General features: G+C 59.8%; 14 protein-coding genes and 1 pseudogene. 7 read left to right on the forward strand and 8 right to left on the reverse strand.

Translation table 11 applies throughout. From position 1 onward, the window contains the following. Window positions 1–54: 54 nt before the first annotated feature. Window positions 55–892, reverse strand: a pseudogene (locus BFP93_RS13910) (LysR family transcriptional regulator). A 99-nt stretch (window positions 893–991) separates the two neighbouring features. Between BFP93_RS13910 and BFP93_RS13915 the strand changes: the two are divergent. Together BFP93_RS13915 and BFP93_RS13920 are read left to right on the forward strand one after the other, a co-directional pair. Further along, complete coding sequence (locus BFP93_RS13915) at window positions 992–1,891, forward strand: DMT family transporter (protein ID WP_065893555.1); 900 nt, start codon at window positions 992–994, stop codon at window positions 1,889–1,891. 132 nt (window positions 1,892–2,023) lie between these two features. Continuing rightward, on the forward strand, window positions 2,024–2,353 hold the full coding sequence (locus BFP93_RS13920; RefSeq protein WP_065893556.1) for a YXWGXW repeat-containing protein: 330 nt from the start codon (window positions 2,024–2,026) through the stop codon (window positions 2,351–2,353). Between the two features lie 127 nt (window positions 2,354–2,480). On the opposite strand, the gene BFP93_RS13925 is transcribed toward BFP93_RS13920, so the two are convergent. The 4 genes from BFP93_RS13925 to BFP93_RS13940 form a co-directional block, all read right to left on the reverse strand. Then, window positions 2,481–2,876, reverse strand: coding sequence for a PIN domain-containing protein (locus BFP93_RS13925; protein WP_065893557.1), 396 nt, complete (start codon window positions 2,874–2,876; stop codon window positions 2,481–2,483). Continuing rightward, a complete protein-coding gene (locus tag BFP93_RS13930; RefSeq protein ID WP_065893558.1) occupies window positions 2,873–3,130 on the reverse strand; it encodes an AbrB/MazE/SpoVT family DNA-binding domain-containing protein in 258 nt (85 codons plus the stop codon). The genes BFP93_RS13925 and BFP93_RS13930 overlap by 4 nt, the downstream gene beginning before the upstream one ends. A 167-nt stretch (window positions 3,131–3,297) precedes the next feature. Further along, the gene (gene ppnN / locus BFP93_RS13935) at window positions 3,298–4,671 is read right to left on the reverse strand and encodes a nucleotide 5'-monophosphate nucleosidase PpnN (protein WP_065893559.1); all 1,374 of its coding nucleotides are present in this window, start codon (window positions 4,669–4,671) and stop codon (window positions 3,298–3,300) included. A gap of 149 nt (window positions 4,672–4,820) precedes the next feature. Further along, entirely contained in the window at window positions 4,821–5,645 is an 825-nt protein-coding gene (locus BFP93_RS13940; protein WP_065893560.1) for an aspartyl/asparaginyl beta-hydroxylase domain-containing protein, read from the reverse strand. Window positions 5,646–5,908: 263 nt separating this feature from the next. Here BFP93_RS13940 and fabV point away from each other — a divergent pair, with 263 nt between their 5' ends. Beyond that, entirely contained in the window at window positions 5,909–7,102 is a 1,194-nt protein-coding gene (gene fabV, locus BFP93_RS13945; protein ID WP_065893561.1) for an enoyl-ACP reductase FabV, read from the forward strand. Between the two features lie 36 nt (window positions 7,103–7,138). Here the strand turns inward: fabV and BFP93_RS13950 are convergent, their stop codons facing one another. Further along, window positions 7,139–8,341 (reverse strand): anthrax toxin-like adenylyl cyclase domain-containing protein, encoded by a 1,203-nt coding sequence (locus tag BFP93_RS13950; protein WP_083205665.1) that lies wholly within the window; start codon window positions 8,339–8,341, stop codon window positions 7,139–7,141. Between the two features lie 207 nt (window positions 8,342–8,548). On the opposite strand from BFP93_RS13950, the gene BFP93_RS13955 reads away from it, so the two are divergent. Continuing rightward, complete coding sequence (locus BFP93_RS13955; protein WP_065893562.1) at window positions 8,549–9,172, forward strand: HAD family hydrolase; 624 nt, start codon at window positions 8,549–8,551, stop codon at window positions 9,170–9,172. Here the strand turns inward: BFP93_RS13955 and BFP93_RS13960 are convergent. Further along, complete coding sequence (locus BFP93_RS13960; RefSeq protein WP_065893563.1) at window positions 9,169–10,074, reverse strand: LysR family transcriptional regulator; 906 nt, start codon at window positions 10,072–10,074, stop codon at window positions 9,169–9,171. The genes BFP93_RS13955 and BFP93_RS13960 overlap by 4 nt on opposite strands. Before the next feature lie 101 nt (window positions 10,075–10,175). Here BFP93_RS13960 and BFP93_RS13965 point away from each other — a divergent pair, with 101 nt between their 5' ends. Further along, window positions 10,176–11,345 carry an aspartate aminotransferase family protein gene (locus BFP93_RS13965; protein WP_065893564.1) on the forward strand — a complete coding sequence of 390 codons (1,170 nt, stop codon included), beginning with the start codon at window positions 10,176–10,178 and terminating at the stop codon, window positions 11,343–11,345. A 168-nt stretch (window positions 11,346–11,513) separates the two neighbouring features. Here the strand turns inward: BFP93_RS13965 and punR are convergent, their stop codons facing one another. Beyond that, window positions 11,514–12,422 carry a DNA-binding transcriptional activator PunR gene (gene punR, locus BFP93_RS13970; protein WP_065893565.1) on the reverse strand — a complete coding sequence of 303 codons (909 nt, stop codon included), beginning with the start codon at window positions 12,420–12,422 and terminating at the stop codon, window positions 11,514–11,516. Between the two features lie 122 nt (window positions 12,423–12,544). On the opposite strand from punR, the gene punC reads away from it, so the two are divergent. Both punC and BFP93_RS13980 read left to right on the forward strand, forming a co-directional pair. Continuing rightward, window positions 12,545–13,729: a purine nucleoside transporter PunC gene (gene punC, locus BFP93_RS13975; RefSeq protein WP_065893566.1), complete on the forward strand. Its 1,185-nt coding sequence runs from the start codon at window positions 12,545–12,547 to the stop codon at window positions 13,727–13,729. A gap of 273 nt (window positions 13,730–14,002) precedes the next feature. Then, window positions 14,003–15,505 carry a nucleobase:cation symporter-2 family protein gene (locus BFP93_RS13980; protein WP_065893567.1) on the forward strand — a complete coding sequence of 501 codons (1,503 nt, stop codon included), beginning with the start codon at window positions 14,003–14,005 and terminating at the stop codon, window positions 15,503–15,505. Window positions 15,506–15,509 lie beyond the last annotated feature (4 nt).

Consider the following 15,509-nt stretch of genomic DNA (forward strand, 5'->3'; position numbering starts at 1 on the left):
AAGCAAAAGCCCGCTGAACCGGTAACGGTCAGCGGGCTTTTTTGTGTACGGCGTTCAGACCCTGAAGTGCCTGACTTGCTCGTACAGATGCAGCGCCAGTGCATTAGCGGTGTCGCACAGCAGATACAGATGCTGGGCGGGGGAGGGCCGGCAGTTGCGTGATGTGTCTCAGCCCTTCGCCCATGCGGCTTTCCTCCATCAGGCCCACGGCCACGCCGCTGCGCACGCAAGCCTCTACTGCCGATGAGTTGGGGCTTTCCAGCAGTACGCGATGGTAAACCCCGTGATCTTTCAGCGCCTGTAACGCCGCCGCTCGATACGGGCAACCAGCGATGGGCACGGTGATGGGCAGCGGCGCGTTTGGCGGAGAACTGAACTGCTCGGCTGCCACCCATAGCGGTTGCACCGAGCCCAGGCGCTCACCCTGTGCCAGCGGCCGTGCGCTGACGGTGATTGCCAGGTCCAGTTGGTTTGCCGTGAACAGGCTCAGCAGTTCGCCACTGGTGCGCGCTTCGATTTCCATCTCAAGCAGCGGGTTGTCGGTGATCAGTCGTGGCACAAATGCCTGGATGAAGGCGGGCGCATAAGTGTCGGGCACGCCCAGGCGGATCTTGCCCTGCATGCGCTGGGGCATCAGGGCGATCAGAAGGCGGTCGTGGCTTTTGAGAAATTCGCTGGTTTCGTCCAGCAGTTTTCTGCCGTACAGCGTCAGCTCCACGCCCTGGTTGCTGCGGCTAAACAGGCGCTGGCCGACCTGGTCTTCCAGTTTCTGAATCTGCGTGGTTACGGTGGAAGCGCTGCGGTGCACGTGCTCGGCCGCTTCGTTGAAGCGACCAAAGCGCGCGACGGCATGAAAGGTACGCAGTAAATCGATATTCAACTGTTTGGCCATGGTTCGACTTTTACGGATTGATGGTGCAGGTTATTCAAATATACAGAAGAGTCTCCTGTCCCTAGCCTTGAAGTCAATCGACTAAGGCTGGAGGGCTGCATGAAGCGATCAACCCTGGGATTGCTGCTGTTGCAAGGGGCGTTTGTCCTGTCATGGAGTTCGGGCTATATCGGCGCCAAGCTCGGCACTCAGGAAGGCGGTGCGTTCAACCTGCTGTTTTGGCGATTCCTGTTGGTATCGCTGTGCCTGGGGCTGTTCCTGAACGTCAGGTTGTTAAAGGTTACATGGGCGCAGATCCGCCACTACGCGGTGATCGGTTGCCTGTCGCAGTTTCTGTACCTGAGCTGCCTCTATGTGGCGATCCAGAACGGTTTGCCGCCAGGCATAGCGGCAATCATCGCGGCGATGCAGCCGTTGATGACCGCAGCATTGTCGACGGGCAGCGCCACCGAGCGCAGCGGCGGTTGGCAATGGGTGGGGCTCGTGATCAGCTTTGCGGGCGTGGCAATTGTGATCGCCGGGCAGTACAGCCATAGCGCAACCGAGGTAAGCCTGGCCATGTACGGGTTGCCACTGGTCTCGGCGCTGGGGCTGACCCTGGCGACGCTGTACGAACGTCGTTCGGTGCAGAGCGAGAATGTCGGTTTGCTCATACCGCTGTTTATCCAATCGCTGCTGAGCCTGATCGGTTTCACCGGCGCTGTGTTGTACACCGATACCTTGAGCATTCCCCATGACACCGACGTACTGGTTTCGATTGTGTGGTTGACGGTGTTTTCCACCTTTGCCGCTTACTTGAGCCTGTGGCAACTGCTGCGTGTGATGACGGCTACCCAGGTTGCCGCGTTGGTCTACCTGGAGCCTCCGGTCACCCTCGTATGGGCGGCGTTGATGTTCGGCGACAGAATTCATGCCTCGGCCTACGCCGGCATCGCCGTGGTCATTGCCGGGCTGGTTTTATTGCGCCTGAAGCGACCGACCGTCGAGTGCACGTCTTGAGGCCGGTGGGTTCAGCAATCTGACAGACATCTCCTGTTAAAAATAAACCATGCCCAAGCAGGAGGCCTGGTTGCAACAAAGGGGGATTTCTTACTGATACAGATGCGGGGCGATTAGGCCCGAGGGTTTTGTATGTTGCTACGTTATGCGGCAATGGCGGCGGTAGTCGTCGCAGCATCCGGGTGTGTGCAAGAGCGTGTCGTGCATGAGCGTCGGCCGGTACAGCATGAGTATGTGGAAGTCGTGGCGCCCCAACCGCCGCCGGTGCAAGTGATCGAAGTCGAGCCGGCGGCGCGCGAAGGTTATATCTGGTCACGCGGTTACTGGCGCTGGCAAGGCGGGCGCTATGTGGCGGTGCACGGCCACTGGGAGCCGGTGCGCGAGGGATATCGTTATGTGCATCCGCATTGGGTACAGCGCAATGACGGGTATCACTGGCAGGTCGGTGGCTGGATTCGTTGACCGAGCGTCCTCTCCTGTCGTAGGAGCGAGCTTGCTCGCGAAAAAGCCACAGGCGCCGCGTGCTACCTGAATGTTCGCGTAATCGTTGGTGTTTTTCGCGAGCAAGCTCGCTCCTGCAAAAGACGGCCTAGCCGATACGTTTCATACCCGTCGCCTTGACCGCATTGAGGTCGAAGGTGGCGGTGTATTCGCAACCCGCCGCATGGGCGCAGCGTTCGATCAGGCAGTCGGCAAAGTCTGCCGTGTTCGCCACGAACTTGCGCAGGGCTTGCCAGATGATATCGGCGCGCTCAACCGTGAGCTCGCGAGTGTGCAGCAGGGTTTCCAGCACCATCACCACATCGCTTTTGGCCGACGCATAGCAGGACTGCAGGACCCACACCAACTCCACAACGGTCACCAGGCTGACAAAACCCGGTGATGTAGCGGTGAGTGATTCTATCAATCTGGACGCCTTGGCTGACTGCATGGGATCGTCCTGGGTGACGTAGCGCACCAGCACGTTGGTATCCAGGCCGATCATCCGGCGTTTGCTCCCCGGGCCGCGATGGCCTGGTTCATGTCCTCGATGGACACAGCAGTGGCAGGCTTGCTGATCAGTCCCTTGAGGTCGGTGACGGTTTTACTGGCGGCGATCATGGAAAACTTGCCGTCTTCCATTTCGACGAATTCCACCCGGTCGCCTGTTTCCAGGCCGAGGGCTGTCCTCACCTGGACGGGGATGGTGATTTGCCCTTTTGAAGTCAGTGTGGCGGTCGCCATAGTGAAGCTCTCCATCGTGATATTCCTTACCTTAGGGTAAGGAATGATGGAGGACAATATCCGTTGGTCCATAGGTGGCTCGCAGGTGTGGTGAGTCGTCCTCAAACCCTAGCTCGGACTCTCAATCCCCACACCTTTGGCCATGGGCCAAACCGATACAAACTATGACCGACCGCGCCCGCTCACTGCACCACGCGATAGCACGGCACATACGCCGCGCCGCCCGGCAGCTTCATGCGGTGCTGGGCGACAAACGCTTTAAGCAGCTCGTCCAGCGGTTTCATGATCGCCGGGTCACCGTGAATCTCGTACGGCCCGTTTTCTTCGATCAGGCGAATGCCCTTGTCCTTCACGTTACCTGCCACGATCCCCGAAAACGCGCGACGCAGGTTGGCCGCCAGTTCATGGGGCGGCAGCGCATGGCTCAGTTGCAGGCTGGCCATGTTTTCGTGGGTCGGGTCGAAGGGGCGCTGGAAACCTTCGTCGATCTTCAACAGCCAGTTGAAGTGGAACGCGTCGTTACGCTCGCGTCGGAACTGCTTCACGGCCTTGAGGCCCAGCGTCATCTGGCGCGCGACTTCGGCCGGATCGTCGATGATGATCTGGTAATGCTTCTGCGCCGCTTCGCCGAGGGTAGCGCCGACGAACGCGTGCAGTTGTTCCAGGTAAGGGGCCGCATGCTTGGGCCCGGTCAGCACCACCGGGAACGGCAGGTCGCGGTTGTCCGGGTGCATCAGGATGCCCAGCAGGTAGAGGAATTCCTCAGCGGTGCCGGCGCCGCCGGGGAAGATGATGACGCCGTGGCCGACACGCACAAAGGCTTCCAGGCGTTTCTCGATGTCCGGCAGGATCACCAGCTCGTTGACGATCGGGTTGGGCGCTTCGGCAGCGATGATGCCCGGCTCGGTCAGGCCCAGGTAGCGGCCACCGGTGATGCGTTGTTTGGCGTGGGAAATGGTCGCGCCTTTCATCGGCCCTTTCATCACGCCGGGGCCGCAGCCGGTGCACACGTCGAGGCTGCGCAAGCCCAGCTCGTGCCCGACTTTCTTGGTGTATTTGTATTCTTCGGTGTTGATCGAGTGGCCGCCCCAGCACACCACGATCTTCGGCTCGACACCCGCGCGCAGCGTACGGGCGTTGCGCAGCAGGTGGAACACGTAGTCAGTGATGCCCTGGGAGTTGCTCAGGTCGATGCGCTGGCTGTCCAGCTCATTCTCGGTGTAGACGATGTCACGCAAGGCGCTGAACAGCATTTCGCGCGTGCTGGCGATCATCTCGCCATCGACGAAGGCGTCGGCGGGCGCGTTGAGCAGTTCCAGGCGTACGCCCCGGTCTTGCTGGTGGATGCGCACTTCAAAGTCTTTGTAGGCATCGAGGATGGTCTTGGCGTTGTCGATATGCGCGCCGGTGTTGAGGATCGCCAGGGCGCACTGGCGAAACAGGGCGTAAACGCTGCCGCTGCCGGCTTCACTCAGTTGCTGGACTTCACGTTGTGACAGGGTTTCGAGGCTGCCCTTGGGGCTGACGGCGGCGTTGATGACTTGACGTTGGGGCATTCTGATTCCTTGAAAGCACAGCCACCGCATCCACGACAGGCGCGGTGGCTTGAGAATGATGGGCGCCGTATACGGTCGCACGAGACGGTTATTTACCTCAGGCGCAAGGCCGAGCGCAAATACCGTCCAGCCCCATCATGCCGCAGAACTTACTGGATCAGCTTCCAGTTTTTGTAGAAAACCCGACGCAGGGTAAATACCAGGCCGGCAAACCCCGCGATCACGGCGTTAAGCACGGAGGGCACCCGGGTTGGCCGCACGATATCAATGAACAGGCAGTAACGTTTTGCATCGTTCTTGTTGAAAGACGCATGCATCAGCGTGTCATCGAAGATAAACAATGGGTCGTCGTGCCAATAGTGCTTGTGCTTGCCCACCTGGATATACACGCCTTCGTGGTGCGGCGCCGGCGCCATGTTGTAGAGCACGCGGAACATCATGCGCAGGGGGCCGAAGTGGAACGATGTCGAGCGGTTCTCGTTGAACACCGACACGCCGATGGTCTTCACGAATGGCAGTTTCTTGCGCAGTTGCGGGATGTCCAGGGTGGTTTCGATGGGGCGACCGTACCACTGGAAAAACAGCATGCCGCGTTTCTTCTCGGCCATGCGTGCGTCCAGGTAACCGATGATTTCTTCCTTGCGGGCCATGGCGTCGTTAATGACCTGTTGCAGGTCTTCGCGCCAGGCCGGCGGCAGGTCTTGCATGGTGTAGACATGCCGATTGCGCTTGCTCAACAGATCGAGCAGGGTGTTGAACGGTGCCAGCACCCAGGTATTGCGGCCGTTGCCGACGAAATATTTCTTGATGGTGCCGCGGTCGTAGAGGCCGTTGCGCAAAAAATCATAAACACCGCAGAACAGCACCAGCAGCAGAAACACCAGGCAGATACGCGGGAAACAGTAGATCAGCAGCAGAACGCCGACGACCCAGGCGAGGGACACCAGCTTTTTGCCGACAGCATTTTTGCTCATGAAACCTGGCTCCAAACTTGAAACATAATGAAACAATATCGTCATGATAGGGGTTTCTGCCGTGCTTGGGCGTTTTAAATAGTTCGAAAAGTGTTAACGCGGTGCACAGTTTGTAACGGTCGTCAGGGTGGGTGGATTGAATTTTGAGAACGGAAGATTTGCGTCTATCGTGACGCTTCGGTTTTTCAGGCGTCATAGACCGGTACGATTGAAGTTGAATGGCCACCATTGGCCTTCGGCACCTTGGAAGAGGCAGAATTTTTATGATCATCAAACCGCGGGTTCGTGGCTTTATCTGTGTGACCGCTCACCCTGTTGGCTGTGAAGCGAACGTCAAGGAGCAGATCGAGTACGTCACCCAAAACGGCGCAATCGAAGGCGGCCCCAAGAAGGTGCTGGTCCTCGGTGCTTCCACCGGCTACGGCCTGGCCGCGCGCATCAGTGCTGCGTTTGGCTGCGGCGCCGACACCCTGGGCGTGTTTTTTGAGAAAGAAGGCGAAGAAGGCAAGCTGAGCTCCGCCGGCTGGTACAACAGCGCGGCGTTCGAGAAGTTTGCCGTGCAAAAGGGCCTGTACGCCAAGAGCATCAACGGCGACGCGTTCTCCGACGAGATCAAGCGCCTGACCATCGACACCATCAAGAAAGACCTGGGCAAGATCGACCTGGTGGTCTACAGCCTGGCCGCGCCACGCCGTACCGACCCGCAAGGCGTGGTGCACACCTCCACCCTCAAGCCGATCGGCAAGGCGGTGACCCTGCGTGGGATCAACACCGACAAGGGCGTGGTGGTCGACACGACGCTGGAACCGGCGACCCAGGAGGAAATCGACGGCACCGTGAAAGTGATGGGCGGCGAAGACTGGCAGCTGTGGATCGATGCCCTGCGCGACGCCGACGTACTGGCCGAAGGCGCCAAGACCACCGCGTTCACTTACCTCGGCGAAAAGCTGACCCAGGACATCTACTGGAACGGTTCCATCGGCGAAGCCAAGAAGGACCTGGACAAGAAAGTCCTGACCCTGCGCGAAAACCTCGCTGCACTCAAGGGCGACGCCCGTGTGTCGGTGCTCAAGGCCGTGGTCACCCAGGCAAGCTCGGCAATCCCGATCATGCCGCTGTACCTGTCGCTGCTGTTCAAGGTCATGAAAGAGCAGGGCACTCACGAAGGCTGCATCGAGCAGGTCTATGGCCTGTTCAAGGACAGCCTCTACGGCAGCGAGCCAAAGCTGGATCCCGACGGTCGCCTGCGTGCCGACCTGGCCGAGTTGGAGCCAAAGGTCCAGGACGCCGTGGCGGCGCTGTGGAACCAGGTCACCGACGACAACGTCAACGAGATCAGCGATTTTGCCGGCTACAAGGCTGAGTTCCTGCGCTTGTTCGGTTTTGAAGTCGATGGCGTGGACTACGACGCGGACGTGAACCCGACCGTCAAGATCAACGGTCTGGTCCAGGCGTAAATGATGTGATTGGCAGCGGCCTGGATCACAAAGTGATCAGGCTGCTGTTCGCCCGAGTTTGAGTTGAATAAGGTTTTGCGCGCGGATGAAGTCAGGCCGTCGCACCTCGACCACTTCTTTCTCCCAGAGTGGATTCAACGGCAAATGATAGCCGCTGTCCTTGGCGGTGTTAATGAATTCGGCCATTTCCCGAGCGTTACAGATGATGCTGATTTCATCGAATCTGCCCAGTTTCGCCGGCAGGAAAAAGGTCACCGGGTAATTTGCGCTCACGTCCGTGAACGGGTTGCCTGAATCCGCACTGTGGTGAACCACTGGCTCCGCATCACCCACCAGTTTGCGGTTGATGATGTTTATCATCTGCTGCAGTCGCGCAGTTGCATTGCCGAGATGGGGATCTTCTTTCTGATAGAAACTGTCCGCGCTTTTAAAGTCCGCGTGCAGTTCTTGCGGTACCTTTTTGTACCCACTGATTCGTTCCTTGAACACGCTGTGCGCGACACCCGATACGGGGAGCTTATCCTGGGCCCCGAAGTCACTCAGGTGCGGCGCGACCATATGCAGATCGTAGTCGGCGGTCAAAGGCTTGCCCTCTGCCTGCTTGGCCAGCACTTCAAGCGGCTTGTCCTGGTGGGTGATCAGATAGGTGTCGGCGGCGGGCGAAGCGCAACGGGCTTGAAACGTATAGCGTTGCCCGCTCGGCCCTTGGGCGCTGAGGTGCAGCGTACCGTTGGCGTCTTTTGCAGACAGCTCAGTGATAGCGCCCAGCTTCACCAATTCGTTAAGGCGGCCGCGCGAGAGTTTCAGCGGGATCGGGACTGCATGGCCTTGCGCGACACAATCCAGGATCTGCACGTTGGCGCCAGCGACTTTTTCCGGCGTGCCCTCCAGCTTGCTGAAGGCCTGGTCGATACAGATCAGACCGGCCTGCGGCCCCCAGTTGGCACTTTTGCCCTTGATGTGAAAATCCTTGGTGGGGTGTCCGGCTTCTATCAGTCCGGTAGCCACGGACTCGACTGGGCGTATGCCGATGGTGGAGTTGGTGGTCGCCGCGATCTGTTGCAAGGGTTCAAGGTGGCTTGAAACTATTCCTGTTTGCTCTTTTACCCGCTCGATCAGGGGGGTGTGCAGGCTGTCGGATTCTCCGGCACCTGCGTTTTTCTGAAGGGACTGTTTGCGGTGCAAGGCTTCCATGCTGAGTGCGGAGGGTGATGTAACACTGAGAGTCCTGGTTTTCATCGGAATACCTCTACGTCACGTCTAGCGGCAGTGCGGGATGATTCCGTTCAGTCACTGTTCTCCTTGATAGGGCTGACAGTAAAAGAGATTGGCTCCTTACGCAGAGGTTTGGTGAATTTTCAGAACGATCCTACGCGTGCTTGCCTTATGCTGCGGGTCCTGCGCATGCCAGACTGCCCCACTCATTGTGCAAACGAGAGCAAACCCATGACGATCCGTGCGGTAGTGTTTGATTTCGGTGGCGTGTTGTTTGACTGGAGCCCGCAGCATCTGTATCGCAAGCTGATTGCCGACGAGCAGGAACGGCGATGGTTTCTCGAGAATATCTGCACCCAGGCCTGGAACACCGAGCAGGATGCCGGCCGAAGCCTGGCTGAAGGCACCCGCAGCCTGATTGCCCAACATCCTGAACACCGGGCCTTGATCGAGGCTTATTACGCGCGCTGGCACGAAATGTTGCGTGGTGCGTTGCCGGAAGGGGTTGCGATTCTCACCGCGTTGCATCAGGCCAATATGCCGTTGTTCGGGCTGACCAACTGGTCGGCGCAAACCTTTCCCTATGCCCTTGAACGCTACCCGTTCCTGCAATTGTTCCGCGATATCGTCGTCTCCGGCCAATTGAAACTGATCAAGCCGGACCCGGCGATCTACCAGGCCAGTCTTACGCGGATCCGTGCCCATCTGCCGGACATCCAGCCCAATGAGGTGGTGTTCATTGATGATGTCGTCGGCAATGTCGACGCGGCCATCGCCCTTGGCTGGCAGGGCATCCACCACGTGTCGGCCGAGCGCACCGCCGCGCATCTGCGTGAACGTGGCGTGGCGTTCTAGCGCGCCCATTTCTCCATGACAAAATCGACGAAGGCCCGCAGCTTGGGCAGGCGATAACGGTCCTGGCGATACAGCAGGTGCATGGGCCGGCTGGGCAGTTTGTAGCCGGTCAGCAAGGCGACCAGCTTGCCGCTCTCCAGGTCCGGTTGCACCAGGGCATCCGCCAGCATGATGATGCCCATGCCGTTTACCGCCGCCTGGCGCAAGCCCTGGGAGCTGTTGATGGTCAATGAGCCGGCCACCGGCACCTCTACCTCGCCCGCGTCCCCGGTCATGCGCCACAGTTTGTCGGTGTCGCGCCAGTTGTCGGTCGCAGGGTAGGCGAAGGCCAGGCAGTCGTGTTGCTGCAGGTCCGCCGGAGTCTGCGGCGTGCCACGCCGCGCCAGGTACGCAGGGGACGCGCAGAGGGTGAGGGTGTAGGCCTGCAGGGGCCTGGCGATCACGCTGGAGGTTTCCAGTTCGCCGAGACGGATCGCCACGTCGAAGCCGCTGTCGACCAGGTCCATCCGCTCATTGCTCAGCACCACGTACAGGTCGATCAGCGGGTAGCGCTGGGAAAACTCGCTCAAGGCCGGCACGAGACGTTCGGTGCCGAACACGGGCGGGGCGGTGATACGCAGGGTGCCTTTGGGGGCTTCGCTGTGAATCTGCTCCGCCAGCAGCTCGGAGTCGGCCACCAGCCCCAGCACTTCCAGACAGCGCTGATAATACTGCCCGCCAAATTCCGTAAGGTTCTGTTTGCGGGTGGTGCGTTTGAGCAAACTGACGCCCAGTCGTTGCTCCAGCGCCCGCAGATGGTTGCCGACCATGGTGGTCGACATCCCGCACTCGTGCGCGGCAGCGGTCATGCTGCCGGTCTCGACGACTTTCACGTACACCGACATGGCTTGGAACAGATCCATTATCAAGTCCTGGTTTAAAGTAATTGCAGTAATTCGCAGTTTATCCAGCTGTGGTGGCTAACGATACTTAAACACCGCAACGATGCACTGGAGCCCGCCCCATGACTGCCGCCTGCCTGATGAGCACCTATCAACCCTTGGCCTTGAGTTTCACCCGTGGTTTGGGCACGCGTCTGTGGGATCAGCACGGCCGCGAATACCTGGACGCGGTTGCGGGCGTGGCCGTGACCAATGTCGGCCATTCCCATCCGCGGCTGGTAACGGCCATCAGCGAGCAGGCCGGCCTGCTTTTGCACACCTCCAACCTCTATAGCATTGACTGGCAACAGCGTCTGGCCCGGCGCCTGACCCAGCTGTCCGGGCTGGACCGCGCGTTCTTCAATAATTCAGGCGCTGAAGCCAATGAAGCGGCGCTGAAACTGGCAAGGCTGCATGGTTGGAAAAAAGGCATTGAGCAACCCTTGGTAGTGGTGATGGAGAACGCTTTCCACGGGCGCACGCTGGGCACCATGGCAGCCAGTGACGGGCCGTCGGTACGCCTTGGGTTTCAACGTTTGCCGGGGGATTTTCTGAGGGTGAGTTTTGGCGATCTGGACGCACTGGAACGTATCACCCAACAATTTAGCGCGCGTATCGCCGCCGTTCTGTTGGAGCCGATCCAGGGCGAAAGCGGTGTATTACCGGCGCCGCCCGGCTATCTGAAAGCGCTGCGCGATCACTGCACGCGCCACGGCTGGCTGATGATGCTCGATGAGATACAGACCGGCATTGGCCGTACGGGTGCCTGGTTCGCCTTTCAGCACGAGGGCATTGTCCCCGACGTAATGACCCTGGCCAAAGGCCTCGGCAACGGCATACCGATCGGCGCCTGCCTGGCCCGCGCCGGCGTCGCCGAATTGTTCACGCCGGGCAGCCATGGCAGCACCTTTGGCGGCAACCCGCTGGCGTGCCGTGTCGCTTGCACCGTGCTGGATATTATTCATGAGCAAGGCTTGTTGCAGAACGCTGCACGCCAGGGCGAACACTTGCTGGATCGCTTGCGCATTGAGTTGGATGGGCACCCGCAAGTGCGGGCGATTCGTGGCAAAGGCCTGATGATCGGGATTGAACTGGCCAGCCCTTATCGCGACCTTGCACACCGTGCCGCCCAGGAGCACGGGCTGTTGATCAACGTCACGCGGGGCAAGATCATTCGCCTGTTGCCGCCGCTGACCCTTGACGCCAGGGAAGTCGAGATGATCGTTCGAGCCATCACCCGACTGCTGGACTGAAAGGCAATCAAAATGTGGGAGGGGCAAGCCTTAATACCGTCTGTAGGAGCGAGCTTGCTCGCGAAAAACGTCAACGATAACGCGTGCTTTCTGAATGAACGCGGTGCCGGTAAGTTTCTCGCGAGCAAGAGCTAGGCGCTCCCCTCCCTCAGAATTCTGTGCTGCTTTTCAGATTCCATTCAGCCACTCCTGATTCAGGGTCTCGGTATCTCCCAGGTACTCCAGCAACCACGCCATGGCCGGCGACAGTTTGTTCTGCGCCCAGGCCACGCAGGATGGGCTGGCCGGGAAGGGGCGGTGCAGTTGCAGCGCCACCAGCTCGCCGCGCTCGACCCACGGCAGCACCTGATGTGCCGGGGCCATGCCGACGCACAAACCGTCGCGCAGGCAATCGAGCGCCGAGGACCAGTTGGGCACCACCAGGCGGCGCTGGTTATCCAGGGTCCAGGTGTCCCGTTTGGGCAGGTTGCGCGAGGTGTCGGTCATGCACAGTGAGGCAAAGGGGCGCAGTTGATCGTCACTGAGCAGGCCGCTGACTGCTGCCAGGGGATGTCTGGCGCTGACCACGCACAACCAGTTCAACAAGCCCATGTCACGAAAGCTGAAGTGGCTGGCCACCGGCACCGCGCTGGTGGCGCCGATCACAATGTCGGTGCGCTCGTCCGCCAGCGCATCCCACACGCCGTTGTACACCTCGTACTCCAGCAGTAATTCCACGTCGGGAAACTGTCGATAGAAGTCCAGCACCAGTTGCCGACAGCGGTGCGGCTTGACGATGGAATCCACCGCCACCTTCAATTGGCCGCTCCAGCCATTGGCCACTTGCTGGCACAGGCGGCGGGTGCCGAGCATTTTTTTCATCACCCCGCGCGCTTCGTCGATAAACAGGCGGCCGGCGGGCGTCAGCTCCACGTCACGGTGGCGCCGTACAAACAGCGGCACGGCCAGCCACTCTTCGAGCTGGCGCACCGTGTAGCTGATGGCCGACGGCACGCGATGCAGTTCCTGGGCGGCGGCGCTGAAACTGCCGTGGCGTGCGACGGCATCGACCACATCCAGGGAGTATTCGGACCACATGGCAGTTGCCTTCAAAATTATTGATAAGACTATTCAATTATTATCGCTTCACAGGAAAACTGCCAGCTTCATAATGGGCGCCAGTCAGCAAATAGTTTGATGGCAGGATCGACAAGGCTTCAATGAAAAATTCTTTTGGTTTCACGTGGTATCTGGCGGGGCTGAGCATGCTCGGTTATCTCGCCATGGACATGTATTTGCCGGCGTTTGGCGCCATGGGCGAGCAGTTGCAGATTGGCGCCGGGGCCGTGGGCGCCAGCTTGAGCATTTTCCTTGCCGGTTTTGCGCTGGGGCAGTTGCTGTGGGGGCCACTGTCCGACCGGCTCGGGCGCAAGCCGGTCCTGCTCATGGGGTTGAGCCTGTTTGTGCTGGGGTGCCTGGGTATGTTCTGGGTGCAGACGGCGCCGCAGCTCTGGGCATTGCGCTTTATGCAGGCGATCGGTGTGTGCTCTGCCGCCGTGAGTTGGCAGGCCCTGGTGATTGATCGTTACCCGGCGGACAAGGCTCACCGGGTGTTCGCCAGCATCATGCCGCTGATGTCGCTGTCGCCGGCGTTGGCGCCGTTGTTGGGCGCGATGGTGTTGAATCACTTTGGCTGGCAGGCGATTTTTGGCGTGTTGCTGGGTGTGTCGCTGCTTCTGCTGTTGCCGACAGTGTTCCTGCGCGCCGCACCGAAGCGTCAAACGCGCCACCCCGTGCGCCTGGGCTATGCACAGCTGCTCACTTCACGGGTATTTACCGGCAACGTCATGATATTTGCCGCCTGCTCCGCCAGTTTCTTTGCCTGGCTGACCGCTTCGCCGTTCATCCTCGGTGGCATGGGTTACACCCCGAGTGACATCGGCCTCAGTTACGTGCTGCCCACCCTGGCCTTTCTCGTCGGCGGCTACAGTTGCCGCAGCGCCTTGCAGCGCTTGCCGGGCAAAACCTTGCTACCGTGGTTGCTCGCTTTCTATTGCCTGAGCATGGTGACGTTGTACCTGGTTGCAACGTTGACAGTGCCGACCCTCACCACCTTACTGATTCCGTTCTGCCTGATGGCGCTGTGCAACGGGGCCAGTTACCCGATTGTGGTGGCGAATGCACTGATGCCGTTCTCGGAAAATTCCGGCAAGGCGGCCGCTCTGCAAAATACCCTGCAATTGGGCTTGTGCTTTCTCGCCAGTCTGTTGGTGTCATCAATGATCGAGCAGCCGCTGTTGATCACGGTGATTGTGATGCTGGCGACCGCACCGGTGGCGGTGCTGGGTTACTGGCTGGCGCGGCCGAAGGCGCAGTGCTCTGAGCTGGCAACTGATCTGAAGTGACAATGCGCTCGAAAATGTGGGAGGGGGCTTGCCCCCGATAGCAGTGGATCAGCCAGCACATTTGGCGCTGATATACCGCGATCGGGGGCAAGCCCCCTCCCACATTTGGATTGAGTTTTTTCAGCTTGAAAGCGTTCTGGCTCATGACGGCCGGATTGTTTTTGTAACGCCTCGGCAGGCTATCTTGTCTGAATGATTGTATACAACTCTATGGACATACAGTCTTAACATTGCATACAGTGAGCGCACAACAAAAACAGAGATGCGCTCACCATGACTATCCCGAAGGCGTCACCGCAGCGGCCCGAAGATGAAAATCTGGGGGTCGCCGCCAATATGGCCTACGGCCTGCAGCATGTGCTCACCATGTATGGCGGCATCGTTGCCGTACCGTTGATCGTCGGCCAGGCAGCCGGGTTGTCGCCAGCGGATATCGGCCTGTTGATCGCCGCGTCGTTGTTTGCCGGTGGCCTGGCCACGTTGCTGCAAACCCTTGGCTTGCCGTTCTTCGGCTGCCAGTTGCCGCTGGTGCAGGGCGTGTCGTTCGCCGGTGTGGCGACCATGGTGGCGATCGTTGGCAGCGACGGGGCAGGGGGCGTGCCGGCGATTCTCGGCGCGGTGATGGCCGCGTCGTTGATCGGTTTGTTGATCACCCCGGTGTTTTCGCGCATTACCCGGTTTTTCCCGCCGCTGGTGACCGGTATCGTCATTACCACCATCGGCCTGACCCTGATGCCCGTGGCGGCGCGCTGGGCCATGGGCGGCAACAGTCGCGCGGCGGATTTCGGCAGCATGTCGAATATCGGCCTGGCTGCGCTGACATTGGTGCTGGTGTTGCTGCTGAGCAAAATCGGCAGCGCGGCGATCTCGCGCCTGTCGATTCTGCTGGCGATGGTGATCGGCACGGTGATCGCGGTGTTCCTGGGCATGGCCGACTTCTCCGGCGTGACCCAGGGGCCCATGTTCGGCTTTCCCACGCCGTTCCATTTCGGCATGCCGACCTTTCATGTGGCGGCGATCATTTCCATGTGCATTGTGGTGATGGTGACGCTGGTGGAAACCTCGGCGGACATTCTGGCGGTGGGCGAGATCATCGACACCAAGGTCGACTCCAAACGCCTGGGCAACGGCCTGCGCGCCGACATGCTGTCGAGCCTGTTCGCGCCGATCTTCGGTTCATTCACGCAGAGTGCGTTCGCCCAGAACGTCGGCCTGGTGGCGGTGACCGGGGTGAAAAGCCGGTTCGTGGTGGCAACCGGCGGCGTGTTCCTGGTGGTGCTTGGCCTGCTGCCGTTCATGGGCCGGGTGATTGCCGCAGTGCCTACCTCGGTACTTGGCGGTGCCGGCATTGTGTTGTTCGGCACGGTGGCGGCCAGCGGTATTCGCACCTTGTCCAAGGTGGATTACCGCAACAACATGAACCTGATCATCGTCGCCACGAGTATCGGTTTCGGCATGATTCCTATCGCCGCGCCCAGCTTCTACGACCAGTTTCCCAGCTGGTTCGCGACCATTTTCCATTCGGGCATCAGCTCGTCGGCGATCATGGCGATCTTGCTCAACCTGACGTTCAACCACTTCACCGCCGGTAACTCCGACCAGCAGTCGGTATTCGTGGCGGGGACTGAGCGCAGTTTGTGCTTTCGCGACGTGGCGGCATTGCGCGACGGTGACTACTACCGGGGCGGCAAGCTGTTCGATGCCGAAGGCAAGGAGATTCCTTTGGTGGCGGATACCTTGAGGAAAACCGCCAAACCTGAAACCACTGAGGTCTGAATGT

Origin of the sequence: Pseudomonas sp. 44 R 15, from assembly GCF_900004965.1 — a bacterium.
In the GTDB taxonomy this organism is placed as follows: domain Bacteria; phylum Pseudomonadota; class Gammaproteobacteria; order Pseudomonadales; family Pseudomonadaceae; genus Aquipseudomonas; species Aquipseudomonas orientalis_A.